Source organism: Janthinobacterium sp. 344 (genome assembly GCF_900112025.1).
In the GTDB taxonomy this organism is placed as follows: domain Bacteria; phylum Pseudomonadota; class Gammaproteobacteria; order Burkholderiales; family Burkholderiaceae_D; genus Janthinobacterium.
This window is the reverse complement of sequence record NZ_FOKL01000001.1, coordinates 1-26,444: the sequence shown is the minus strand read 5'-3', so window position 1 is coordinate 26,444 and position 26,444 is coordinate 1. Positions and strand designations below refer to the sequence as shown.

The window sequence follows — 26,444 nt, the reverse complement described above, 5'->3', positions numbered from 1 at the left end:
ATGAATACCCTGCACCGCAAACCCTTGCCGGGAACAGGGCTCGATTACTTCGACACGCGCGCCGCCGTCGATGCGATCGCCCCAGGTGCCTACGCCACCTTGCCGTACACCTCGCGCGTGCTGGCCGAAAACCTCGTGCGCCGCTGCGACCCGGCCACCCTGAACGCCTCGCTGAGCCAGTTCATCGAACGCCGCCGCGACCTGGACTTTCCGTGGTTTCCCGCCCGCGTCGTCTGCCATGACATCCTGGGCCAGACGGCCCTGGTCGACCTGGCCGGCCTGCGCGACGCCATCGCGGCCCAGGGCGGCGACCCGGCCCTGGTGAACCCCGTGGTGCCGACGCAGCTGGTGGTCGACCACTCGCTGGCCGTCGAATGCGGCGGTTTCGACCCCGACGCCTTCGCCAAGAACCGCGCCATCGAAGACCGCCGCAACGAAGACCGTTTCGACTTCATCGACTGGACCAAGAAAGCCTTTAAAAACGTCGACGTGATCCCGCCGGGGAACGGCATCCTGCACCAGATTAACCTCGAGCGCATGTCGCCCGTGATCCAGGTGCAGGACGGCGTAGCCTATCCCGACACCCTGGTGGGCACGGATTCGCACACGCCGATGGTCGATGCGCTGGGCGTGATCGCCATCGGCGTGGGCGGCCTGGAGGCGGAAAGCGTCATGCTGGGCCGCGCCTCGTGGATGCGACTGCCCGACATCATCGGCGTCAAGCTGACGGGCAAGCCGCAGCCGGGCATCACGGCCACCGATACCGTGCTGGCGCTGACGGAATTTTTGCGCAAGCAGAAGGTCGTCTCGTCCTACCTGGAATTCTTTGGCGAGGGTGCGTCGCACCTGACCCTGGGCGACCGCGCGACGATTTCCAACATGGCGCCGGAATTCGGCGCCACGGCCGCCATGTTCTACATCGATGCGCAAACCATCAAGTACCTGAAGCTGACGGGCCGCGACGACGAACTGGTCAAATTGGTGGAGCTGTACGCGAAAGAGACTGGCCTGTGGGCCGACAGCCTGGCCGACGCGCAGTACGAGCGCGTATTGAGCTTTGACCTGTCGTCCGTGGTGCGCAATATCGCCGGCCCGTCGAATCCGCACAATCGCGTGCCGACGTCGGAACTGGCCGCGCGCGGGATTTCCGGCGTGGTGGAAAACGAGCCGGGCAAGATGCCGGACGGCGCCGTCATCATCGCCGCCATCACCAGCTGCACCAACACGAACAACCCGCGCAACATGATCGCCGCCGGCCTGATCGCCCGCAATGCGAACCGCCTGGGCCTGACCCGCAAGCCGTGGGTGAAATCGTCGCTGGCGCCCGGCTCGAAAACCGTGGAACTGTACCTGCAGGAAGCGGGCCTGATGCCGGAACTCGAAGCACTGGGCTTCGGCGTGGTGGCGTTTGCCTGCACCTCGTGCAACGGCATGTCGGGCGCGCTCGACCCCGTCATCCAGGATGAAGTGGTGTCGCGCGACCTGTACGCCACGGCTGTCCTGTCGGGCAACCGCAACTTCGACGGCCGCATCCACCCGTACGCGAAACAGGCTTTCCTCGCCTCGCCGCCGCTGGTGGTGGCCTACGCGATTGCCGGCACCATCCGCTTCGACATCGAAAAGGACGTGCTGGGCCATGACGCCGACGGCAAGCCGATCTTGTTAAAAGATATCTGGCCGTCCGACGAGGAAATCGACGCCATCGTCGCTGCCAGCGTCAAGCCGGAGCAGTACCGCAAGGTGTACATTCCCATGTTCGCCAAGCAGGCCGATGACGGCATCAAGGTCAGCCCGCTGTACGACTGGCGCCCGCAGACGACGTACATCCGCCGACCGCCATACTGGGAAGGCGCGCTGGCCGGCGCGCGCCCCTTGAAGGGCATGCGTCCGCTGGCCGTCCTGGGCGACAACATCACCACCGACCATTTGTCGCCATCGAACGCCATCATGCTCGATAGCGCGGCCGGCGAATACCTGGCGAAAATGGGCTTGCCCGAGGAAGACTTCAATTCCTACGCCACGCACCGTGGCGACCATTTGACGGCGCAGCGCGCCACGTTTGCCAACCCGACCCTGAAGAACGAGATGGTCATCGAGGACGGTAAAGTCAAGGCGGGTTCGCTCACGCGCATCGAGCCGGACGGCACGATTTCGCGCATGTGGGAAGCCATCGAAACCTACATGGAGCGCAAGCAGCCATTGATCATCATCGCCGGCGCGGACTATGGCCAGGGTTCCTCGCGCGACTGGGCCGCCAAGGGCGTGCGCCTGGCCGGCGTGGAAGCCATCGTGGCCGAAGGCTTCGAGCGCATCCACCGTACCAACCTGGTGGGTATGGGCGTCTTGCCGCTGGAGTTTCTGGCGGGCGTAAACCGCAAGACCCTGGGCCTCGATGGCAGCGAAACCTACGACGTCGTGGGCGAGCGCACGCCGCGCTCCACCTTGACCCTCGTCATCCACCGCAAGAACGGCGACACGGTCGAAGTGCCCGTCACCTGCCGCCTCGATACGGCGGAAGAGGTGTCGATCTATGAGGCGGGCGGCGTGCTGCAGCGATTTGCGCAGGATTTCCTCGAGTCGTCCAAGGCTGCCTGATTATGGGGTCAGACCCGCCGGGTCTGACCCCAGCTTTGTGATGTGATCACGCAATTCACCCCAAAGGCAAGGTCTGGGGTCGGACCCTCAGGGTCCGCCCCCGGCATTTCGCCGTTGGGTTTAATCAGCCATTCAACGCAGGAATTTTCATGAGCCACACCCCCCAAATCAAGATCCCCGCCACCTACATGCGCGGCGGCACCAGCAAGGGCGTGTTCTTTCGCCTGCAGGATTTGCCCGCCAGCGCGCAAGTGCCAGGCGCGGCGCGCGATGCGCTGCTGCTGCGCGTGATCGGCAGCCCGGACCCGTATGGCAAGCAGATCGACGGCATGGGCGGCGCCACCTCCAGCACCAGCAAGACGGTGATCCTGGCAAAAAGCGCCAAGCCGGAACACGATGTCGACTATCTGTTCGGCCAGATTTCCATCGACAAGCCCTTCGTCGACTGGAGCGGCAATTGCGGCAACCTGTCGGCCGCCGTCGGTTCGTTCGCGATTGCCAGCGGCCTGGTGGACGCCGCCCGCGTGCCGCGCGACGGCGTGGCCACGGTGCGCATCTGGCAAGCCAATATCGGCAAGACCATCATCGCCCACGTGCCCATGACGCATGGCGAAGTGCAGGAAACGGGCGACTTCGAACTCGATGGCGTGACCTTTCCGGCCGCCGAAGTGAAACTGGAATTTCTCGACCCGGCCGCGGACGAGGAGGGCGGTGATGGCGCCAGTTCGGCCATGTTCCCGACTGGCAACCTGGTCGACGACCTCGACGTGCCTGGCATCGGTGTGTTGAAGGTCACCATGATCAATGCCGGCATCCCGACGATTTTCGTCGACGCCGACGCCATCGGCTACACGGGCACGGAACTGCAGGACGCCATCAATGGCGATCCGGCAGCGCTGTCCCGCTTCGAGACCATCCGCGCGCATGGCGCCTTGCGCATGGGTCTCATCGCCAATCTGGACGAGGCGTCGAAGCGCCAGCACACGCCGAAGGTCGCCTTTGTCGCCAGGCCGGCCGGCTATGTCTCGTCGAGCGGCAAGCGGGTGGCGGCGGACGACATCGACCTGCTGGTGCGCGCCATGTCCATGGGCAAGCTGCACCACGCGATGATGGGCACGGCGGCCGTGGCCATCGGCACGGCGGCGGCCATTCCCGGCACCCTCGTCAACCTGGCGGCGGGCGGCGGCGAAAAGACCAGTGTGCGCTTCGGCCATCCGTCCGGCACCCTGATGGTGGGCGCGGAAGCGGCGCTGGTCGATGGCGCCTGGCGCGTCACCAAGGCCATCATGAGCCGCAGCGCGCGCGTGTTGATGGAAGGCCTTGCGCGCGTCCCAGGCGACTCCTTCACGGCTTAGCCCTTGCTTGGCCGGGCCGCAGGTGGCCCGGCCAAGCAGGAATGTCGGGAAAAATTGATTTTTCCGCTACCAGGAAACGGTACGACAAGGAAAAATGGCGTGGCGCCGCCAGGCCGCGCACGGCCACATTGGCAAACCTTGCTCCTGCCCGATAGGTGAACAGATGCTATTTAATTCCTACGTCTTCCTGTTTGCGTATCTGCCCATCACGGTGGCCGGTTTTTTCATTCTGGGACGCCGCAGTCAGTCATGGGCAGCAGCCTGGCTGGCGGCGGCGTCGCTGTTCTTCTATGGCTACTGGGACTACCGCTACCTGCCGCTGCTGCTGGGCTCCGTCGTCTTCAACTATGGCTGCGCGGCGTGGCTGGCCGCCAGCGCGCCAGCGCGGCGCAAGTGGATATTGGCGGCGGCCATTGCCGCCAACCTCGGCCTGCTCGCCTATTACAAGTACGCGGGATTCTTCGTTGCCGGCCTGGCGCAATTGCTGGAACGGCCCATGCCCGCCTTGCACGTGATACTGCCGATCGGCATCTCGTTTTTCACTTTTACCCAGATCGCCTTTTTGGTCGATACCTGCAAGGGCAAGGCGCAGGAAAGCCGTTTTATTCACTACCTGCTGTTCGTCACCTACTTCCCGCACCTGATCGCCGGCCCCGTGCTGCATCACAAGGAAATGATGCCGCAGTTCGCGGACCAGCGCACCTTCCGCCTCTCGGCCGGCAACATCGCCATCGGCAGCACGATTTTTTTCATCGGCCTGGCCAAGAAGGTGCTAGTCGCCGATAACATCGGCCCCTATGCGACGCCGCTGTTCGACGATCCCGCCGCGCCATCCTTGCTGATCGCCTGGGGCGGGGTATTGGCGTATGCGTTCCAGCTGTATTTCGATTTCTCCGGCTACTCCGACATGGCCATCGGCTTGTCGCGCCTGTTTGGCGTGCGCCTGCCGCTCAATTTCGCCTCGCCCTACAAGGCGCGCAATATCGCGCAATTCTGGCGCCGCTGGCACATGACGCTGTCGCGCTTCCTGCGCGATTACCTGTATATCCCGCTGGGCGGCAACCGCTGCGGCCCGCTGCGGCGCTACCTGAACCTGATGATCACCATGGTGCTGGGCGGCCTGTGGCATGGCGCGGGCTGGAATTTCATTGTATGGGGGGCGCTGCACGGCGCCTACCTGGCCATCCACAAGGGCTGGAACACCGTCGCACGCCGCTGCCGCCTGCCTGGCGATACGCGGGCGGGGGGCGCCCTGGCGACGATCCTCACGTTCACCGCCGTCTGCGTTGCCTGGGTCTTTTTTCGCGCGCCCGACCTGCCGGTGGCCCTGACGATCATCAAAGGCATGGCAGGCGGCTTCGGCCTGGCCTTGCCCGATGCGCTGGCGCCCCATCTGCTGCCGCTGCAGCCGGTGCTGGCGGCCATGGGCATGGGCTTTTACCTGGGCGGTGGCACACTCTTCATCGAGACGTGGACCTGGATAGCGGTGGCGGCGCTGATTACCTTTGCCTTGCCGAATACGCAGCAGATCATGCGCCGCTTCGATCCGGCGCTGGATGTCCAGGCAGATGGCCGGTATCCGCTCACATGGCGCGCCTCGCCCGCCTGGGCGGCCGCCATCGCCGTGCTGGCGCTGGCGAGCATGCTGGCCCTGAACCGGCCCGCCGAATTCCTGTATTTTCAATTCTAGGGGAGGGCATGGCATGACGGCATCCCCATTCAAATCGTATCTCGCCACCCTGGCGCTGCTGCTGGCGGGGGGCGCCTTGCTCGCTGGCGCCGTCGTGCTCATCGTCGATCCCTACGGTTTGTATGGCGTCGTGCGACGCGATGATTTCAATGCCGTCAAGCCGGGCTTGAGCCGCTACCAGAACCAGATCAAGATGGAACATGCGCTGCGCAGGCAGCCGCAATTCATCATCCTTGGCAATTCGCGCGCCGAGATCGGCTTCGATCCGCGCGCCAGCGCATTGGCGGCGCTGGGTTCCGGCTACAACCTGGCGATTCCCGGCACGGGGCTGGCCACGTCCGCCAGCCAGTTCGCGCAATTGCGCCAGGCGGGTGTCCATCCGCGCACGGTTATCGTGGGCCTGGAATTCATCGATTTTCTCAACCCTGCCATCCCGCCGGCCGCGCGCCCGGCGCCAACCGCTGCGGCGCCTGCACAGGGCCGCGCCGACTGGCGCTTCGATGCGCTCTTTTCACTGGCGTCGCTCAAGGATGCCGTGCACACGCTGCGCATCCAGCATGACGGCGAGGCGGCCACCCTGTCGGCCGATGGCTTCAATCCCTTGCTGGAATATGGCGCCCATGCGCGCCGCGATGGCTACCAGAAGATGTTTGCGCAGCGGGCGCGGGAGAGCGCCGCCAACTTGCGCCGCAAATCGACGCGCGGCCTTGCCACCGAAGACTTTCAATTGTTGCGCAGCTTCTTGCTGGCGATGGCGGCCACGCAAGCCGACGTCCAGCTGGTGATCTATCCGTATCACGCGCAAATGCTCGCCATGTTCGAGGCAGCCGGCGTGTGGCCACTGTTCGAGGAGTGGAAGACACAGCTGGTGCTGGCAATTGCCGCGGTCAAGGCACAGCACCCGGATGCGCATATTTCCCTGATTGATTTCAGCGGCTATGGCCGATACAACTGCGAGCGCATTCCCGCCGCCAATGAGCGTGGCATGGCCACGCGCTGGTACTGGGAAGCGGGGCATTTCAAGAAGGCGCTGGGCGACATCGTGCTGCGGCGCGTGATGTCACCGCGCGACTCTGCGCCTGGCGACAGCCGGTTCGGCATGCCGCTCGATGGCGCCAGCCTGGCGCAAAACCGCGCGCGGATCGCACAGGAGCGCAGTGTTTGTGCGGCGGCGCAGCCGGCCTTGTTTTCATCGCCGCTGCTGGCGGCACAGCATGGCTATACCGGAGGAGGCAGATGAACAGATAAACGGAACATGCACGAGCAAATAATAACGACAGATTGACGCCTACCGGAGGAGACATGAATTTCGCAGCATTTTATCAACGCTCGATCGACACGCCTGACGCTTTCTGGCGCGAGGAAGCGCAAAAGATCGATTGGCATACCCCGTTTTCGCAAGTGCTCGATTATTCCCGCCCGCCATTTGCCAAGTGGTTCGTGGGCGGCACCACCAATTTGTGCCACAACGCCGTCGACCGCTGGGTGGACAGCCAGGGCGATGCCGCCGCGCTGATCGCCATTTCCACCGAGACGAATACCGAGCGCAGCTACAGCTTTCGCGAGCTGCAGCGCGAAGTGGAGCGCTGCGCCGCCATCCTGCTGTCGCTGGGCGTCGCCAGGGGCGACCGGGTATTGATCTACATGCCGATGATCGCCGAGGCGGCCTTCGCCATGCTGGCTTGCGCGCGCATCGGCGCCGTGCATTCCGTGGTGTTTGGCGGCTTTGCCGCCAACAGCCTGGCCAGCCGCATCGATGACGCGCAGCCCAGGCTGGTGTTTTCCGCCGATGCCGGCTCGCGCAACGGCAAGGCGATCGCCTACAAGTCGCTGCTCGATGAAGCTATCCGCCTGGCCAGCCACAAGCCCGAACACGTTTTGCTGGTCGACCGCCATCTTGTGCCCATGGAGCTGACACCGGGCCGCGACGCCGATTATGCGGCCCTGCGCGGGCAGCACCTGGACGCGCGCGTACCCGTCACCTGGCTGGAATCGAACGAGCCGTCATATGTCCTGTACACCTCGGGCACGACGGGCAAGCCCAAGGGCGTGCAGCGCGACGTGGGCGGCTACGCGGTGGCGCTGGCATCGTCGATGCAGTACACGTTCTGCGGCAAGCCGGGCGAAACCTTCTTTGCCACCTCGGATATCGGCTGGGTGGTGGGGCATTCCTACATCGTCTATGGCCCGCTGATCGCCGGCATGGCGACCATCCTGTATGAGGGCCTGCCCACCTGTCCCGATGCGGGCATCTGGTGGAGCATCGTCGAGAAATACAAGGTCACGCGCATGTTCTCGGCGCCGACGGCCATCCGTGTGCTGCGCAAGCATCCGGTGGAACTGCTGCGCAAGCACGACCTGTCGTCATTGAAGGCGCTGTATCTGGCGGGCGAGCCGCTCGATGAAACCACCTCGCAATGGATCGCCGATGAACTCAAGGTCGACATCATCGACAACTACTGGCAGACGGAGACGGGCTGGCCCATCCTGTCGGTGGCCAAGGGAGTGGCGGACACGCCGACGCGCCTGGGCAGCCCCGGCCTGGCCATGTACGGCTACCGGGTCAAGCTGCTGAACGAAGCGACGGGCGAGGAGTGCGGTGCCAACGAGAAGGGCGTGCTGGCGCTGGAAGGCCCGCTGCCGCCTGGCTGCATGCAAACCGTGTACGGCGACGACTCCCGCTTCGTCGACACCTACTGGTCCACTTTCAGCGACCGGCAAGTGTATTCCACGTTCGACTGGGGCGTGCGCGACGCCGATGGCTATTACTTCATTCTGGGCCGCACGGACGACGTGATCAACGTGGCCGGCCACCGCCTGGGCACGCGCGAGATCGAGGAAAGCATCACCAGCCATCCGAACGTGTCGGAGGTGGCCGTGGTCGGCGTGGAGGATAAACTCAAGGGGCAGGTGGCGATGGCCTTCGTGATCCTGAAGCATCCGCAGGGCTTCGACAGCATCGAGGCGAAAGCGGCCCTGGAGCGCGAAGTGATGGCCGTGGTCGACCGCCAGCTGGGCGCCGTGGCGCGGCCCGCGCGCGTGCTGTTCGTGAACCAGTTGCCGAAGACGCGGTCGGGCAAGCTGCTGCGCCGTTCGATCCAGGCCGTCTGCGAAGGGCGCAGTCCCGGCGACGTGACGTCGATGGATGATCCGGCCGCGCTGCAGCAGATCCAGTCGGCTCTGGCGTAAAGGCGCGGTAATTTACCGTAGTTTATCAAACGATAAACTACGGTATCATATGCGGTCGCTTTCCTTGCGCACGACCCGGCCGACGATCAGGCATTCGTTGCCGCGGCACAGCTTGCGGTGGTATTTGCGCTGGTCCGGGTTGTCCGACGTCAGCCACCATTCGCCGATATCGCGCGCCATGCGCTTGACCACCGGCTCGCCTTCGTAGTTCACGGCAAACACCACGCCATCGGCGGGCCGGTTATCGGCCGTGTTGATGATCACCACGTCGTCCTCGTACAGGGCCGGCTCCATGCTCTCGCCCTTGACCTTGATCGCCACCAGCCGTTCCGGATGAAAGCCGTTGCGTTCGACCCAGCTGCGCGGCACGCTGATGGTGCTGCCGTCGTGCGTTTCCGGCTCGATGGCAAAGCCTGTGATGCCGGCCGACAGGCGCAGTTTCACCTTGCGGATCGGATAAAAGCGCTCATCCTCGCCATCGGCCACCACCACCGGCCGTACCTCGCCCAGGGCGCTCAGGGCGCGCGCCGACAGCGCGGCCTGGTCGGGCGCCGCGCCCTGGTCGAAATACATGCTTTCCAGGCGCAGGTCCGCTTCCAGCTTGCGCGCGATCTTCTCGCTGAAGGCGCGCCCTTCGCGGTAGGTGGGCGAGAGGATTTGCGAGATGCGCGCCTCGCTCCAGCCGCTGGCGTCGGAAATTTTCTTGCGCGTGTTGTCGTAGTGATCGCGTATCAGGGCCAGCAGGCGGTCGCGTCTGTATTGATACATATTCATCTCCACATTAAACCTGAAATTTACCGTTTGATAAATTACCAAATGCTTGACTTTAACATTAGCGATTGATAAAGTCCACTCGTTGCCTGTCGCAAATGCACTACAGCGTTTGCCGGTTGGCGACACCACGGGAGGACAGGCAGATGTTGAGCAGCAGTCAGATGGTCGAAAGCAGGGTGGCGCCACGGCAGGGGCGCCAGTTACAGGGACGCAGCAGGAAATCGCAGCTGCATATCGCCCGCATCGCGCAGTATATCGGCGAGCAGGGGCAGGCCAGCGCGGCGCAATTGTCCGCCTTGCTGGGGTTGGACGCAGGCACCATGAGCCGCTATTTGCGCCACATGTGCGGCCTGGGGCAGATCCACCTGGCGCAGCGCCATTGCACGGAACCGGGGCGCCAGCGGCCCGCCCTGTATGCGCTCGGTGAGCAGGACGAGGATGTCGATGGCTGGGCCGCATTGCCGCCGCAGGTGCGCCGCACGGCCAGCTGGCCACGCGGCACCGCGCGCCGCGATCCGCTGGTGGCCGCGCTGTTTGGCCCGGTGAGTAACTGATACAAGAATCAACGAGGAGAAATCATGGGGTTTGCAGAAAAATTCATCGCATCGCTGTCATCGCAGAACCTGCGCGACGATGCGTTCCACCACGACCTGGACGTCGTCGCGGCGGCCGCGCTGGCCGGCGGCATGGGCGCCTTGCTGTGCCGCGTCAAGTATGCGGACGGCACCGTCAGCCGCCTGTTCGAAGGCAATGCAGGCAACCTGGCGCAGCTGCTGCGCGCCTGGACGGCGGCGGTGGCGCAAAAGGGCAAGGCGCGGCGCTGGGTCAAGGCGCAGACGGCCTGGGACGCGCAGGCGGCCAACACCTTGTACCGCCGCGTGGCCGAGGCGTCGCTCGCGCATTGGCTCGACAGCAAATGCAAGGCCTGTCACGGCACCGGCGTGGTGGCCGCGGGAACCTTGGGCGCGCCTGTCATGTGCAAGGGCTGCCAGGGCAGCGGCGAAGCGCCGATCAGCTGTTCCGGCGGCTTCGAGCTGGAGCGCATCAAGGACATGGTCAGTGAGCTGGAAGGCATCTTCCAGTCGCATGGCGCCCGCGCCATGCGCCGCCTGGGACATTGAAAATAATTCTGCAATATGCCTGGCGAGGAAAAATACCCCCCTACAATGGAGTCTCGCTCAAGCAACAACAGCAGCAACAGCGGCATCGCAGTACCGCAGGACCACATGCTTCCCCACTCGTAATAGGCGCGCCGCTGGCGTGCCACCGATAAGGGAAATCAGCGCAGCGAACCGCCTCCATGGCGTTCTTCGCCCAAGTTCCATCCGGGAGTCCCCGCGCCATCCGGATGCCGCTACGCCAGCCCGCCGCTTCACCGTGCGCGGGCTGCTTTGTTTTTCCCTCTTGATTTGTCAGCAGTTCCCCCCTCAAGACCGCCCCTGGCGGTCTTTTTTTTCATCCCACGAAAGGTATTATTTATGGCATCGACAGCAAACGGCATCGACAGCGTGATCGTTATCAGCAAACAAGCCGCCGAAGGCAGCAAGGCCGCCGCCGGCGGCGGCCAGATTTATCCCCGCGTCACGGCCACCTTCGACACGGAAGCGGACAAATACGCCAGCGCCGAAATCGACGCCAGCCAGCAGCAGGGCGATACCCGCCTGGGCAACTTCCGCACCACGGGCGCCATCAAGGCCGAAGCGGCGTGCGGCACCTACGCGCCGCTGATGGCCGCGCTGCTGCGCCGCGACTTCACGGCCGGCGGCATCGCCGCCGCGCAAACCACCATCGCCGCCGCCGCCACGGGCCTGACCCGCAGCGCCGGCTCCTGGCTGGCGGACGGCTTTCGCGCCGGCAGCGTGGTGCGCATCACGGGCCTGACGGCGCCGGCCGCCGCCAACAACGCGAAGAACTTCTTCGTCACGTCGGTGACGGCCACCAACCTGAATGGCCAGTTCATGGACGGCTCGGCCATGATCGTCAAGGCGGCCGGCGACTCGGTCGGCGTGGCGGCGGTGGGCAAGCGCAGCTTCACCCCTTTGAGCGGCCACACCACCGACTGGTTCACGGCCGAAGTGCAGGACCCGAAAATCGGCGTGCACCGCAGCTTCGTCGACCAACTGGTCAGCAAGATGGACATCGCCGTGCAGCCGAACGGCATCACCAGCCTGGACTTCACCCTGATGGGCAAGGCGGAAGGCCCGACCACGGCCGTGCCGTACTTTCCGGCACCGGTGGCGGCGGCAGGCTCCGGCAAATTCTCGGGCGCCACGGCGATGCTGTCGGTGAACGGCATTCCGTCGCAGATCTGCACCGGCATGTCCGTCTCGCTGGACGGCCAGGTCAAGGTCGACCCGGTGATCGGCTCCAAGTTCGCCACGGCCGCTTCGCGCGGCAAGGTGATGGGTTCGGGCCAGTTCACCGTGCTGCTGCAGGACGCCGCCTACCTCGACTACTTCAAGTCCGAGACGGAAATCCCGCTGGCCTACGCCATGGCATCGGGCACGGCGCCGGCAGCCGACGTCCTGGCACTGGCCATGGGCCGCATCAAGATCACCTCGGCCAAGATCGATGACGGCGAGAAGAACAAGATCGTCACCTGCGCCTTCGATGTGCTGCGCTACAAGGGCGCCGACGCGCAGCATGAAGCGACCACCCTGACCATCCAGGACAGCGCGCTGTAAGCAGCCAGCGCCCGCACCGGGGCCGCCTTCATGGCGGCCCTTTTATTTTTCACTACCTTCAGAAAGCAGCACACATGAACAACGCACAAAAAATCCAGGCAGGTTTCGACATCGGCAATATCCACGCGGCTGCCACTGCCGTTACCTTCGACGTGCCCGTCATCTTCGACGCGGATGGCGAAGCCGTGGCCGGCCTGACCATCGTCGGCAAGAACAGCGAGCAATACCGCGTGGCCAACAACGCCGTGCGCGCCGAAGGCTACAAGAAATCGGCGCGCCGCAAGACGGCCATCGACGCCTCCACCGACGAAGGCGCGGAACTGCTGGTGCAAGCCATCGACGGCAACCAGAAACGCCTGGCCCTGGCCGTGGTCACGGGCTGGTATGGCTTTACCAGCAACGGCGCGCCCGTGCCGCTCGACGCTGCCCTGCTGGAAGTGGCCTTTGAAAAATACCCGACCTGGCAGGAAAAAGTCACCACGGCGCTGGAAAACGAGTCGAATTTTTTGAAACTCTGACGGCCAGCCTGCTGCGCTACGCCGGGCACCAGTTCGAGCGCGGCGCGCGCGCGGCCGACGGCCATGCCAAGGGCGAGCATATCGATGCCGCCCGTCGCCATCCTTTGTTCCGCGCGCCGCCCGAAGAGGCGACGCCGCCCATGCCGTTCGAACTGGCCCACGTGTGGGAATGGTTTGCGCAGTTGAACCGCAAGCGGCAGAACGGCATGGCCGTCAATCCCATCGCCAGCACGGAAATCCTCGCCTGGCAAGCGCGCCACGGCATCGCCATCGAGCCGTTCGAGCACCAGCTGCTGGACCGGCTCGACGCGCTGTTCCTGTCGCACCAGCATGCGGCGGGCTGACCCGCATTTTCCAACCCGGCCGCCATGCGCGGCTTTTTTTATGGGCCAACCATGCCAGAGATAACTGAGTTAAAGATTGCCGTGAATGCGGCGGAGATAAAGGCGGGGACGCAAGCGGTCAATGACATGGCCGCCGCCAGTAAACAGGCGGGTGATCAGGTCGAGGAAGCCAGCACCAAGTTTCGCAACTTCGAACCGAGGGTGCGCGCGCAGGCGGAAGCAGCACGCACGGCGGCAAATGCAAACATTGCCTTGGGTGCCGGCGGTGGCGATGCCGCAGATGGGCTGCTCAAGGCAATGGAGGCGATCGATGGCTTTACCAAGGCCGCGACCAAGATCGGTGCAGGAGGCTTGAACGCTGACATCGGGCAGATCAAGGATGGCCTGGGAGAGATGGCCAATGCCACCGGCTTGACGGAACTGGCCATGAAGCGCCTGGGCGCGGGGCCGCTTCTGGCGCTGCAGATGGCCGCTGAGGTGGCGGCCTTCGTGGCGGAGGCCTTCGTGCAGGGCCAGCTGGAATCGGACAAGTTTTCCCGTGCCCTGGAACTGACCGGCAATGCCGCCGGCATCACGGAAGGCCAGTTCAACACCATGGTGGCGTCGGTCGCCGGTGCCAGCCAGGGCGGCCTGGGCGATACGCGCATGGTCTTGCAGACCCTCGTGGAAACGGGCCAGTTCACCAGTGAGGCGCTCAATTCCGTAGGCGCGGCAGCAGTCACGATGGCGCAAATGAATGGCCAGTCGGCCGGCGCCGTGGCGGCCGATTTTGCCACGATGGCCGACGGCGTCACTAACTGGGTCGATACGCATGACAAAAATTACAACATCCTGACGGGCGCCCAGTATGCGCATATCGCCGCCTTGGAAAAGGAAGGCAAGACGCAGGAAGCCATGGTCCTGGCGAGCGACTTGATCAACGCAGGACTGCAAAAACGGGCTGAAAAGCTCAGCATGATCGGCACCTTGCTGCAAGGAAGTAAAAATCTCTGGTCCAGTTTCATGGATGGTATGCGTTCCATTGGACGCGAAGAGACGCCGGAAGAAGAGATTGAAAAAATCAAGAAGCGCACGGCTGAAGTGCGCCGCACGGGCCAACTGGTTCCCGGCACGCACCCGGCGGCACGCCTGACTGGCGAGCAGATGCAACAGTTCGAGCAGGAGCAGGCCAAGGCGTTGGCAGTGGCGATGAGCAAGCAGACGCAGCTGGAAGCAAAGGCGAAGGCTGACCAGGCGGAATCGAAACGCAATGCCGACTCGAAGCAGGCTGTGAAGGACCTGGACGAAATGCAGAAGCGCTATGTCACCAAGGCGGAACGTGAGAGCGCGGAAATAAAGAAGCTCGAGGAAACCTTGGCCAATGCCAGGGCCGGCGGTGTCGCCGTCTCTCCCGAAAAGGAGAAAGAGTTGCGGCAGAAAGTGCACGCCTCGTTTGTGGGATCTGCCAAGGTTGCCGCACCCCCTGCGGCTGGCTCGGATCCCCGCGACGCCGTGCTGGCAGGTCAGCTGCAGGCGATTCAAAGCGCATTGCGCCTCAAGACCGAGGGTTACGACCAGCAAGCCAAGCTCGACGAAGCGCGGCGCAAGGGCGGCGCCTTGAGCGAGGATGAGTTTTTTGCGAACCGCCGCATGGCCATCAGCGCGCGTGGCGCGGCCGAGGTGGCGGCCTACCAACAGCAAGCCGAGGTATTAAAAGGTTTTCAGGCGAAAACGGCGCAGGGCCAGCAGGAAAGGGACAACAAGATCGCCGAAGCAGGCGCGGCGCAGCTGCGCGTGCAGCAGCAAGTTAACGCCGACCTGGCGCAGCTGGAGGAAACGGCGCGCCAGGAAAAAGAAGCGGCGGCGAAGAAACGCGATGAGGAGGCCAAGAAACGAGAGGAGGAGGCCAAGGCAAAGGAGACCAAGAACCGCGCCGATGCCAAGGCGGCGGATGAAAAAACGTGGAAAGAATCGGTCGATGGCGCCAAGGCCATGGGCGACGCGCTGGAAAAAGCGTTCGGCAAGGCGGGGGCGGCTGTCGGCAAGTTGGGTACGGCTTTTGCCGACTATCAGAAGGCTCAGCGCGACATTCGACGCACCCTGACCGAAGGGCTCGAGGATGCCGGCAACGATGAACCCAAAAAACAAGCTGCACAGGCGAAGGCGCGCGAGGATGGCGCGCAGGCGCAGATCAAGGGCTACCGTGACATGGCCGGTGCCGCCAAGGGCTTTTTCAAAGAAAACAGCACGGGCTACAAGCTGATGGAAGGGGCTGAAAAAGCGTTTCGCGCCGTGGAATTGGCCGGCCAGCTGCAAAAACTGGCCACCAGCCTGTTTGTATCGGGATCTTCTGCCGCCGCTGTGGTGGTCGGGCAGGCGATCGAGACCGGCGCGGTGACGGCTGGCCAGACGGCGCAGAATGCGGCCAAGGTGCCGGGCGTGTTCATGTCCTTCATGAGTTCCATGGGGCCGTGGGGCTATGCCGCGGCGGCAGCGGCGATTGCCGCCGTGCTGGGCGGCGCCTTCAGCGGCGGTGGGGGTGGCGTCGACACGACGGCCAAGGACCGCCAGGCCGCCAACGGCACCGGCACGGTACTGGGCGATTCGTCCGCGAAATCGGCATCGATTGCCAAGAGCCTGGAAATCATGGAGAAAAACTCCGGCCTGGGGCTGGCGTATTCCTCGTCAATGGTGGTCTCGCTCAAGCAGATCGTTTCGGGCATCGGCGGCCTGGGCAGCTTGCTGGTGCGCTCGGACATCCTGACTTCCGCATTGGGAACCAAAGGCAGTTCCAGCGGCGGCGTTATCGGCAACGTCGTCAGCAGCATTTTTGGCGGCAAGACCACAGTGCAGGATGTGGGCATCGTGAGCAACTCGTCAAGCCTTGGCGCGCTGGAAAAATCCGGATTCAATGTAAATTCCTATGTCGACATCAAGAAGTCGGGCGGCTGGTTTTCCAGCGACAAGAAGTCCACGAACCTCACGGCCATGGGAGCGGAAACGAACGACCAGTTCACAAAAATCGTACTGGGTCTGCGCACGAGTATCGTCGCGGCGGCCGATTCCCTGGGCCTGGGCGGCGACGCCTTCGCGGCACGCTTGAATTCCTTCGTCGTCAGCCTGGGCAAGATCAGCCTGAAGGATTTGAAGGGCGAAGAAGTGCAGAAGGCGCTGGAAGCGGCTTTTTCAAAGCTGGGTGACGACATGGCCAAGTTCGGCGTGGGCGGCCTGGAGAAATACCAGGCCGTGGGCGAGGGCTACCTGGAAACATTGGCGCGTGTGGCCAACAACTACATGCAGGTATCGGACGTGCTGGCCGTGTTGGGCAAGTCGTTCAACACCTCCGGCTTGGCCGCCGTGGCCCTGAGCGAAAGCCTGATTAACGCGGCGGGCGACCTCGATACCCTGACCAGCGGCACCAGCTTCTTCGTGCAGAATTTCCTGAGCGAATCCGAACAGATGGACCCTGTCACCAAATCGGTGCGCAGCGCCATGGCGGCGATGGGGCAATCCGGCGTGACGACGAGCGAACAATTCAAGGCACTGGTGCTGGCGCAGGACTTGAACACTGTCGCTGGCCAGAACATGTATGTGCAGCTGCTTGCCATCGCCGAACCATTCAAGAAGGCGGCCGACTACGCGGCCGACCTGGCCGCCGCCACGGGCGAGCTGGCCGAAGTGAGCAAGACAGCCAGCGACATCGCCAGCGAACGCAAGGATCTGCAACAGCAGTTGAACGAACTGACGAAGACGGAAGCGCAGTTGCTGGCGGCTCAACGCAGCAGCGTTGCCGAAGTCAATCGGGGGCTGTTCGACCAGATCCAGGCCGTCAAAGCGGTAACCAGTGCGAAGGATGCGCTGGCCAAGGCCTATGAAACGGAATCGGCGGCGGCCAAGTCGGCGCTGGAGAAGTCGAAATCGTGGGTGGCGACCTTGAACGGGCTCAATTCCAGCATGGCGCTGGGCGCCCAATCGACGCTGACGCCGGAGCAGAAGTACGCCGAGGCGCGGGCGCAGTTCGAGAAAACCCTGGCGGCGGCCAATGCGGGCGACGCGACGGCGCAGTCGGGCTTGTCTGCCGCCGAACAGGCCTTTTTGACGGCATCGCAAGTGGTCAATGCGTCCGACGCCCGCTATGCGGCAGATTATGCCCGCGTGGTGGAAGCGAACAAGGAAGCGTTGAAGTGGGCGGCGGCGCAGGTCGACGTGCAGCAGGCCAGTCTCGATGCGCTCAATGCCCAGGTGTCTGGCCTGATCACCATCAACGACAGCGTACTGACAGTGGCACAAGCCATCGCCGGCCTGCGCACGGCGATGGGCGGCGCGGCCGACCTGGGCGTCCAACTCGGCGGCTTGCCGGCGGTGGCCGCCATGGCATCCCCTTTATCGGCGGCAGCGTTCGACCCCGTGCGCTATTCCTCGGCGTCGAACCTTGGTGCCGACGCCCTGGTCGCTGAAATCCGCGGCCTGCGCGAGGACAACCAGGCCATGCGCGTGGAGCTGGAAGGCTTGCGCGCCGACCAGCGCGCGCAAACGGGCGCCACCATCCAGGCCACCTTTGAATCGAACGCCAATGCCGCCAGGACGGTGGTCGATGGCGTGGACAAATCGTCCAGGGCATCCGCCTGGGCCAATGCAGTGAAAGGAGAGTACGCATGACCGATGCGCAATTTCAGGACTGGCTGCAAAGCCCTTCCGCCATCCGCATGGTGCTGATTGAGGCGCTGGTGAACGTGGCCGGCAGCGAGGTGACGCGGTATATCGCTTCGCGGCCCTACGTGACAGGGCCGCGTGAAGTGCCGGCGAATACCGCCTACCAGCCGCTGGCCAAGGGCGGCCTGGCCTTCACGGAGCAGGTCAGCCTGTCGGGCGAGGCGGGCCTGTCGGGCGGCGATATCGAACTCGATAACGCCGACGGCGCGCTCGATGGCTGGCTCGGCGATGTGTGGATGAACCGGCCCATCAAGGCGTGGGCCGGTGATCCATCCTGGCCGCGCAGCGACTTCCAGCTGGTCTTCGACGGCATCATCGCCGACGTGGCCACTTCTGGCCGCGAATCCGTGAACCTCGTCTTGCGCGACAAGCTGCAGCGCCTGAACACGCCGATCACCGAAACCAAGTTGGGCGGCACCTCGCCGAACAAGGACGCGCTCCTGCCGGTGCCGTTCGGCGAGTGCCACAACGTGGCGCCCTTGCTGACCAATCCGGCCACCCTGGAGTACGGTTTTCTGGGCGCCGTGGAGTCGACGTTCGAAGTGCGCACCAACGGCAAGCCGATTGCCGTGGCGCTCAATGACCAGGCGGGGCGCTTCAACCTGACCACCGATCCGTTTTCCAGCACGATCACGGCCAGCGTGCAGGGCGACAAGGGCGGCGGCTACGCGCCGCGCATCGCGCCGCTGGTGCAGCGCATCGCCACCGCCTACGGCAAGGCGGCCGACCGTTTTACCGCGACCGACCTGGATCTGGCCAACCTGGCCGCCTTCGATGTGGCTCACCCGCAGCCCGTGGGGCTGTATGTAGCGGATCGCACGAACCAGGCGCAGGCCATCCAGCAACTGGCCGCCAGCGTGGGCGCCCAGGCGGTCATGTCGCGTACCGGCAAGCTGCGCCTGGTGCAGATCGCATTGCCTGCCGCCGGCGTGCCGGTGGCGATCGGGCCGGAGCAGATGCGTGAGCGCTCGCTGCGTCCCGCGCAGCGCTTGCCCGTGGTGGCGGCCGTGAAGGTCGGCTTCGACCGCAACTGGACCGTGCAGGCGGGCCTGACGACCAGCATCCCGCCCGCGCATGCGGACTTGTACGCCACGGAATGGCTGACCGAAACGGTGGTCGACGAGGCGCTGCGCGCGCGCTATCGCCTGAGCGACGATCCCGTGCAGATCGATACCTGCCTGAAGTCGCGGGCCGATGCCCGCGCGGAAGCCGCGCGGCGCCTGGCATTGAACCAGGTGCCGCGCACCATTTATGAATTTGACGGAGAACCCGAGATGATGATGCTGGAACTGGGGCAGCCTGTCACGCTGCGCGATGAGCGCTTCGGCTTGCAGAATGGCGTGTCCGGTGTGGTGGTGATGCTGTCGCGCTTTTGGCTGACGGGCAGAGTGACGGTGGGGGTGCTGGCATGAGCGCGATTGTGGGGGAACGCGATGCGCTGCTGCAGGCGACGGCGGAGCGCTTCAGTACCGTTGCTGATGGCAAGGCCATCCTGATGGCCGCCAGCACGCCCGTGTTCCGCGTGAACAGTGGTGGCGCGGGCGCGCCTGCATCGATCGCCGTCACGGCCAAGCCCGTGAACGTCGTGGGCGATATCGTGTTCTCGGTGTCGGCTGGCACCAGCTTGCGCATCGACGGCAACGTGGCCACGGTTGATTTTGCCTCGATGACCACTGACACCGCGCTGGTGCAGGCGCGTATCCGTGAGTTCGGCGTCGACCACATCGCCAATTATATGGTCAGCAAGGTGTTCGACGGCGTCGCCGGCGACACCGGCCCGGCTGGCCTGAACACGGGCCAGGCCTTCGCTTACAAGCGCGCGGCGGCGGCACCCGTTGATACGCCGGGCGACGTGATCTTTAGCTTTGCCACGGCGGCCATCACGACGCCGGCCGGCAACGACCTGGCGAACGGCTGGTCGAAGAGTATCCCGACCGGCACGGCGCCGCTGTACGTGCGCGTGGCTGCCGCCAGTTCGCGCAATGCGACGGACAACATCGCCGCCAACGAATGGTCGGCGGCCGTGCAACTGGCCAAGGATGGCACCGACGGCTTGAATGTGGCAGCCGTGCGCATCTACCAGCGCGGCGCCACCAACATCGCACCGCCGCTGCCAAGCGCGGCCTGCACATTCACCTTTGCCACGGGCGCGCTGGCGGGACTGAACAACGGCTGGTCGGCGCAGGTGCCGTCGACAGGCGGCGCCTACCTGTTCACGTCCGGCGCCATGGCCGCTGCACGTACCGCTACTGACGATATCGCCCCCGGCGAATGGGCCGCAGCTGCGCGCCTGGCCGCCGATGGTGCCACAGGCCAGCGCGGCACCGTCACCGTCACGGCGCCCGGCTATTCGACCTGGTCGGATGCCTCGGCCGTGTATGAGCTCGGCCGCGCCGGCTATGGCGCCCCGGTCAACCGCGACGTGGTGACGCTCTACGACGCGACGCATGCGGCGACGAAGTATTTTGAGAACGGCGCATGGCTGGTATTGGGAACGGTGTTGAACGGTAACTTGCTGGTGGATGGGTCGGTGGCAGCCAAGGCGGTGTCGGTGGACAAGCTGTCGGCCTTCGTTTCCGATCTGGGCGAGGTGAAGGCTGGCGATATTTATAGCTGCACAATGCACGGCGGCGCAGGCTACCCCACAGCCGGTTATGCGTGGCCAAATGGCACTGGTAACGGGCAAGGGTTCCATTTGAGCGGCCAGGGATTGCGCTTCGGCGACTACAACAATGGGGCCGGCACCCAGTATTTCGAGATATCACCCGATGGCCGGATCTTTGCCCCAGGATTCACCATCGCCGGGGGCAGGGCGAATTTTTCGGGCAATGTCGTCACGGGCGCCGGGACAGGCTTCCGTATCGAGATGGGACCGGACGATCCCGTCTATGCCATGTGGGCCGGTGCCGGCGCCAAGAATGACGTCAACGCGATTTTCTACCTGAAACGCAGTGGTGCGGGATACTTCGGCGGGGCGCTGACTGCCGGGGCGTTGAGAACGGCGGTGAGCAGCCCGGAGATCAACCCGAACGCGCAATTGTTCAATGGTCCCTTCGGTTCGAATGGCGGGTTGATCACGGTCATCTGCAGCTTCGATTGGCAGCGAAGCCTTGGCTCCACGCGCGCCACCTACACCGCAGGAGATGGAACTACCCGCGCAGTGGTCAGCCTGTACCGGGGGCTTGCAGGCGCGCCGGCAGACACGTTGCTGGCCAGTTCCACTTTTACAGGCCCACCGGCAGCCATCGAAAATACGCTCATTTTTGACGAGATGTCTACCTGCAAACTGAGTGTGTCGGGATCGTTTACTTTTACGGACGATGCACGCAGCACTGCTGATCACACCTACCGCGTGACGGTGGCGATGGTGGAGCAAGCCGTAACCATCGGCCCACGTCCTGGCGCTGATCGGCCTCCTGCCAATACGGTGTATCAACGCTTATCCAATACCACGGTGGAATAAATGACCAATTTACGCATCCTTTACGACAATGCGGCTGATCGCGCGCTCCTGGCCGCATCAAGCCAGGCCGGCGCGCTGGGGCCAGCGAACTTGCAGCGCGAGGGCAAGGACGACGTGCTGCGCTCGATCGGCCTGGGCCTGACCATTACCGCCACCTGGCCGACACCGGAAATCATCGGCTGTGTGGCCCTGCCATTTTGCAATCTGACGCCGACGGCGACGATCCGCGTGCGGGGCTATGTCGAGCCGGGCGACAGCGTGCCCGACTTCGATACCGGTGCGGTGCCTGCCTGCGAATACGCCAGCCTGGGCAGGTGGGACTGGGGCGCGATGTGGCTGGGTGTGAATGCCTTCAGCTATGGCGGCGGCACCTACGCACGCTGCTGGCTGCGGATGGTGAGTATCAAGAAATTGGTCATCGAACTGGCCGACCCGGACAATCCGGCCGGGTACATCGAGGCTGCGCGCCTGGTGACTGGTCCCTACTGGAGTCCGGAGCAAAACGCGTCCTACGGTGCGGGCGTCACGTCCGTCGACACCAGCGTGCAGAACCGTAACGGTGCGGGCGGCCAGACCGTCGAGCGCGGCGCCGTGTATCGCAAGCTGTCGCTGGCGCTCGATCACATGACGCCGCTCGATCGGGCCGAGGTGTGGCGCATCGTGCGCGGCAATGGCCTGTCGCGGCCCCTGTTGGTCAGCCTGTATCCAGATAACGAAGACGGCGAGCTGGAGCAGGCGCACCAGCTGTATGGGCGCATGGCCAGCAATGCCGCCATCAGCACGCCGTCCTACCAGGCTTATGCCACCAATATTGAAATCGAGGAAATGTAATGGGCGACTTTTTTTATTATGGACAGAAGGACGTTATTCGCCAGCTCAATAAGCTGGCAGATAGTGCCACAGTGCAGCAATCATACTACGGCCCTCTGGCAGCCGCCCCCTCGACGCGCCCTGACGGAACGGCGCGAAGGGAGGGAGATCGGTATTTTGACACTGTTACCAGGGCTGAAAAGACCTGGAACGGCACGACCTGGTTTGTGCCGAATTTGTCCGCCGCGCAATTGGCTGCAGCCGACGGTACTGACTATATAGGTTACGCACCTCTGGCAGGGGCGCCAGTAAAAGTTACGCAACGCTTGCGGCAATTCGATTCGATGTTTAATCGCGCAACGCAGAATAGAAAGATTCTGGTATTTGGCTCCTCAGTAGCTTATGGATATGGTTCGCCTACCTTTAACGGTTGGGCACGTCGTCTGGCAGCGGCTCTTGCCCCTCGAGGATATACCATGGTAAATAAATCCATAGGAGGAAATAAAACAACGGATCTGATCGGGCGTTTCTACGCCGACGTTGTGCCAGAAAACCCAGGTATTGTCATCCTTGGTTTGAGTCTTGCTAACGAAGGTTTGCTGGGAATATACAAAGAGGCTGTATATACACAATACATTACCAATATGCGTCGCTTGGTGGCGATGTGCCGTGAGATGGGGTACAAGGTAATTGTTACAGGTGTGTACGGCAATAATGATTACACGGCTGCGGACTATCTCTACCTGAAGCAAGCTGATCAAGAACTTGAAAATTCGGATATTCCTTACATTAATTTCCTGGGCGCTATTGATGATGGCACGGGAAAATGGCGTACCGGGATGTCAGCAGACGCCGGCCATCCCAATGATGACGGGTATGAATCGATGTTCCGTGCAATTCCATTATCGCTATTTGATAATGTACTTAGTGGGCTGGTATGTATTCCGAAGGCCGTTAATCCACATACGATAGAAGTAGTCAGTATGTTGAACGGTAGTATTCCGGTTAAATATACATCTGAAAATGGGTTCGGAAGCTTTTCTGTGATGTGCCGTATCCGACGTACTGCTACAGGGCCTAGTGGCAAGCCATTGATCTGCTTAGAACACTCGTCATTGGCATATCAATCGGTGCGTGTGCGAAATTCTACTGACGTGCTAGAGTTGGCAATTGGAGACAGCAATGGCATTGTGACTGACGTAGCCACATCTACCCTAAACGAGTATTCCGTAATCATTACTTTTGATTATTTTTCCAATATTTGGAAGCTTTATGTAGACGGTGTTCTTAAGGGCACTATCGTATTTTCTCCCGTGCAAGGGCAGGCATATGATACCGTGGCATTTGGTGGGCGTAGCGATTCCGCCGGGTTCAACAGCAATGGGTATGAGTTTAGCGATTTTGCCGTGTGGCGTGTCGCGCTGAATCAAGAACAGGTGGCTGACGCGGCTCAAGGACGAATCAGCAAGGCGTCTCTTAACTTATATGCACCTGTGATTGACACCTTGGTGGAAAATGGCTCTCGTCTGATCAATCTGGCGCCGTCAGGCACCTATGGGCGTGTTTTGGCTTCGGGGGTTTATACCTTCCCGAGTCACAGACTTGTTACTACCCCAACACCGAATGCGCGGGTAAAGACTAAATCGAATGGATATTTAGATATTTCTTTGCTTGATCCAGCGCAGCCAATTACTGCAAGTTTGCTGGCGGGCGGTGTAATTACCGCCCCCGGGTCACTTAACGTAGGCTTAGCCAATGTTGGTACGCAAGGTGACGCTCGGATGATAGTCACTAACAACGCTGTTTTTTACAAAGTAGACGGCGCGCAAGGCTCTGCTCTAGGTGCGGCACTTCAGATGCGTGCGCATACTATAACGGGACGTAGTGTAAATGTAGCAGGCACCGTAAATACAGCGGGGAACGACTACGCAGAGTATATGCATAAGAGTGTGGTTTGCGGCACAGTTCTAGCGGGTCAGATAGTCGGTATTACAGATGAAAATACACTCTCAGATAAGTGGTCAGACTCTGTGATGTTTGCCATTAAATCCACTGCCCCGTCGTTTGTTGGGGGTGACACATGGGCTGATTCTCTAGGAATACGGCCCATACCTACTGCTGGTGATTCGCCAGAAATGCCTGTCATTTCTGAGAACACTGATGACGCTGAACGAGAGGCGCAAATGCTTCAGTATGACGCTGACATGGCCGATTACGCAGTTGCGCTGCAAATGGACATTGACGCCGAAACGGTATTCAATACAAGTCTGGAAGTAGCTCGTCAGCGTGTCGACCGCATCGCCATCGCCGGCCGCGTGCCGGTGAACGTGCTGGGTGCCCAGCCGGGCGACTACATCGTGCCGGTCCAGGATGGTGCCGGCATCAAGGGCATTGCCGTGCACGGGGATGACCTCAGCATGCAGCAGTACCTGCGCGCCGTCGGCCGTGTCATTTCGATCGAAGCGGACGGCCGCGCCTACGTGATGGTGAAGGCCGTGTAGCAAACAAGCAATCCACCCAAACCCGCTTCGGCGGGTTTTTTTATTTCTTGAACAGAAAGGCAATCATGGCCATCGAAACCACCGCCGCCGGCGGCGCACTGATCAAACTGTTTGGCGTGCCCGTGCTGGCTGGCGCGGCCGCCACGTCGCTGGGCTTCATGTTCATGTGGCCCCAGTCCACCAAGGAGGCATTCATCCGCTTTTGTTCCAGCATCATCATTTCCACTTTTCTCGGCCCGCTGCTCGTGGCCGCCGTGCTGTCCTGGTGGCCCAGCCTGTTCGACAGCGCGAAAACCGTGGCGGGCCTGTATGGCGGCGATCCGGCCACGGGTTTCCTGTTTATCGCCGCGCCACTGATGGTGGCCGCTGGTTTACCCGCCTGGTGGGTGCTGGGCGCCTGCGTGCGTTGGTTCGACAAGCGGCGCGGCAAGGATATCGGTGAGCTGGCGGCTGACGCGGCCGCTGTCGTCAAGGACGTGCGGGGTGTGCTGTGAAGGGCGCACAGTTGATGCAGATCATGCCACTGGCAGGCCGTCGCGCTAGCCTGTTCCTGGTACCCTTGAACGCGGCGATGGCGGAATTCGGCATCGATACTCCGCTGCGCCAGGCGGCATTCCTGGCGCAGGTGGGGCACGAGTCCGGGCAGTTGCGCTATGTGCGGGAACTGGCCAGCGGCACTGCGTACGAAGGACGTGGCGACCTGGGTAATGTAGTCGCCGGCGATGGCATGCGCTTCAAGGGACGCGGCTTGCTGCAGGTGACGGGGCGCGCCAATTACGCGGCGTGCGGCGTGGCATTGCAGCTGGATCTGCTGGCCAGGCCGGAATTGTTGGAACAGACGACTGCCGCGTGCCGCTCGGCGGGCTGGTTCTGGCAGTCGCGCGGCCTGAACCGCCTGGCCGATGCGGGCGACCAGGAAAGGTTGACGCGGCGCATCAATGGCGGCGTGAACGGCTTGGCCGAGCGCCTGGCCTTGTACCGGGTGGCGCTGCAGGTGCTGGCATGAAGCCGCCGTTGGTGGCACTGGCCATGCTCTTGCTGCTGGGAGCGGCCGTCTTTTGCGCCCAGCGCTGGGGGCGCGAGGCGGGCCGTGTGGCGTGCGCGGCGCAAGTACAAGAGGTGCAAGGCGCGCTGCGACGCCAGCACCAGGCATTGAACGTGATGCGGAAGGAGGGCGCGCGCCGGTCGGCGCGGGTGGCGCAGGCACTTGCCAGTGCGCAGACCGGGCAGAGGGATGCGCAAGCTGCGGCGGCGCGCCTGCTGGCGCTGCGTCCCGATGGCGATGCCTGCCGCGCGGCGGAGGCACTGATTGCCAGTGAAATCGCCGGCGAGATGCCATGAAGACGCCAACTGAGTGGACGCCAACTGAGTGCGCGAAGAAGCGTGTGAGCAGCTGTTGCAAGAATGCTGCCAGGATATGGCTGGTGAGCTTGCTGAGTGGCTGCGCGGCATGCCTGCCAACGGCCAAGGTGGAGATGCTGCCACTGAGCGCGCCGTGCATGGCGACGCGCCCGATGGCGCCTGTCCTGCCAGCCGTCCCAGCGCATGGCATTTTCGACCAGGTGCAAGCTCTGCTGGCGCGCGAGCAGTTGCGTGCCGCCTACGCGCGGCAGCTGGAATTGCTGCTGGACGCGTGTGCCGGTGACGAGTCACGGGCCATCAGCCCCTCCTTCATCAGCGATTGAGCATCACTCCTCAACCCTCAACCCTCAACCCTCAACCCTCAACCCTCAACCCTCAATCTTCACTCTTCACTCTTCACTCTTCACTCTTCACTCTTCAACCCCCAACCCCCAACCCCCAACCCCCAACCCCCAACCCCCAACCCC

At 63.0% G+C, this 26,444-nt stretch carries 20 protein-coding genes; 19 read left to right on the top strand and 1 reads right to left on the bottom strand.

Features of this window, described 5'->3' with window-relative positions:
- From acnD to BM193_RS00080, 5 genes are all read left to right on the top strand, one after another.
- Positions 1-2,595 carry a Fe/S-dependent 2-methylisocitrate dehydratase AcnD gene (gene acnD, locus BM193_RS00100; RefSeq protein ID WP_092794128.1) on the top strand — a complete coding sequence of 865 codons (2,595 nt, stop codon included), beginning with the start codon at positions 1-3 and terminating at the stop codon, positions 2,593-2,595.
- A gap of 149 nt (positions 2,596-2,744) precedes the next feature.
- A complete protein-coding gene (gene prpF / locus BM193_RS00095) occupies positions 2,745-3,950 on the top strand; it encodes a 2-methylaconitate cis-trans isomerase PrpF (protein WP_092794125.1) in 1,206 nt (401 codons plus the stop codon).
- Between the two features lie 163 nt (positions 3,951-4,113).
- Entirely contained in the window at positions 4,114-5,640 is a 1,527-nt protein-coding gene (locus BM193_RS00090; RefSeq protein ID WP_092794122.1) for an MBOAT family O-acyltransferase, read from the top strand.
- Between the two features lie 13 nt (positions 5,641-5,653).
- The gene (locus BM193_RS00085; RefSeq protein WP_092794119.1) at positions 5,654-6,880 is read left to right on the top strand and encodes a hypothetical protein; all 1,227 of its coding nucleotides are present in this window, start codon (positions 5,654-5,656) and stop codon (positions 6,878-6,880) included.
- A 62-nt stretch (positions 6,881-6,942) separates the two neighbouring features.
- A complete protein-coding gene (locus BM193_RS00080; RefSeq protein ID WP_092794116.1) occupies positions 6,943-8,829 on the top strand; it encodes a propionate--CoA ligase in 1,887 nt (628 codons plus the stop codon).
- A 45-nt stretch (positions 8,830-8,874) separates the two neighbouring features.
- Here BM193_RS00080 and BM193_RS00075 read toward each other — a convergent pair whose 3' ends face one another.
- A complete protein-coding gene (locus BM193_RS00075; RefSeq protein WP_092796893.1) occupies positions 8,875-9,597 on the bottom strand; it encodes a S24 family peptidase in 723 nt (240 codons plus the stop codon).
- Between the two features lie 149 nt (positions 9,598-9,746).
- Here BM193_RS00075 and BM193_RS00070 point away from each other — a divergent pair, with 149 nt between their 5' ends.
- From BM193_RS00070 to BM193_RS00005, 14 genes are all read left to right on the top strand, one after another.
- The gene (locus BM193_RS00070) at positions 9,747-10,157 is read left to right on the top strand and encodes a hypothetical protein (RefSeq protein ID WP_092832179.1); all 411 of its coding nucleotides are present in this window, start codon (positions 9,747-9,749) and stop codon (positions 10,155-10,157) included.
- A 24-nt stretch (positions 10,158-10,181) separates the two neighbouring features.
- Positions 10,182-10,724, top strand: coding sequence for a hypothetical protein (locus BM193_RS00065; RefSeq protein ID WP_092794110.1), 543 nt, complete (start codon positions 10,182-10,184; stop codon positions 10,722-10,724).
- A 357-nt stretch (positions 10,725-11,081) separates the two neighbouring features.
- Positions 11,082-12,287: a phage tail tube protein gene (locus tag BM193_RS00060; RefSeq protein ID WP_092794107.1), complete on the top strand. Its 1,206-nt coding sequence runs from the start codon at positions 11,082-11,084 to the stop codon at positions 12,285-12,287.
- 74 nt (positions 12,288-12,361) lie between these two features.
- On the top strand, positions 12,362-12,805 hold the full coding sequence (locus tag BM193_RS00055; protein WP_092794104.1) for a hypothetical protein: 444 nt from the start codon (positions 12,362-12,364) through the stop codon (positions 12,803-12,805).
- Between the two features lie 140 nt (positions 12,806-12,945).
- Entirely contained in the window at positions 12,946-13,149 is a 204-nt protein-coding gene (locus BM193_RS00050) for a phage tail assembly chaperone (RefSeq protein ID WP_139175977.1), read from the top strand.
- Positions 13,150-13,200: 51 nt separating this feature from the next.
- Positions 13,201-17,787, top strand: coding sequence for a phage tail length tape measure family protein (locus BM193_RS00045; protein WP_175533104.1), 4,587 nt, complete (start codon positions 13,201-13,203; stop codon positions 17,785-17,787).
- Positions 17,784-19,253, top strand: coding sequence for a hypothetical protein (locus BM193_RS00040; protein ID WP_092794095.1), 1,470 nt, complete (start codon positions 17,784-17,786; stop codon positions 19,251-19,253). Before BM193_RS00045 ends, BM193_RS00040 begins: the two co-directional genes overlap by 4 nt.
- On the top strand, positions 19,250-21,304 hold the full coding sequence (locus tag BM193_RS00035; protein WP_092832177.1) for a hypothetical protein: 2,055 nt from the start codon (positions 19,250-19,252) through the stop codon (positions 21,302-21,304). The genes BM193_RS00040 and BM193_RS00035 overlap by 4 nt, the downstream gene beginning before the upstream one ends.
- A complete protein-coding gene (locus tag BM193_RS00030; protein ID WP_092794088.1) occupies positions 21,305-22,135 on the top strand; it encodes a hypothetical protein in 831 nt (276 codons plus the stop codon).
- Positions 22,135-24,615 (top strand): SGNH/GDSL hydrolase family protein, encoded by a 2,481-nt coding sequence (locus tag BM193_RS00025; protein WP_092794081.1) that lies wholly within the window; start codon positions 22,135-22,137, stop codon positions 24,613-24,615. Before BM193_RS00030 ends, BM193_RS00025 begins: the two co-directional genes overlap by 1 nt.
- Positions 24,616-24,680: 65 nt before the next feature.
- Positions 24,681-25,109 (top strand): hypothetical protein, encoded by a 429-nt coding sequence (locus BM193_RS00020; protein WP_071323118.1) that lies wholly within the window; start codon positions 24,681-24,683, stop codon positions 25,107-25,109.
- Positions 25,110-25,123: 14 nt separating this feature from the next.
- Positions 25,124-25,621, top strand: a complete 498-nt coding sequence (locus BM193_RS00015) for a glycoside hydrolase family 19 protein (RefSeq protein WP_092794075.1) — start codon at positions 25,124-25,126, stop codon at positions 25,619-25,621.
- Complete coding sequence (locus BM193_RS00010; protein ID WP_139175975.1) at positions 25,618-25,956, top strand: hypothetical protein; 339 nt, start codon at positions 25,618-25,620, stop codon at positions 25,954-25,956. Before BM193_RS00015 ends, BM193_RS00010 begins: the two co-directional genes overlap by 4 nt.
- A gap of 83 nt (positions 25,957-26,039) precedes the next feature.
- Positions 26,040-26,300 (top strand): hypothetical protein, encoded by a 261-nt coding sequence (locus tag BM193_RS00005; protein WP_092794066.1) that lies wholly within the window; start codon positions 26,040-26,042, stop codon positions 26,298-26,300.
- Positions 26,301-26,444 lie beyond the last annotated feature (144 nt).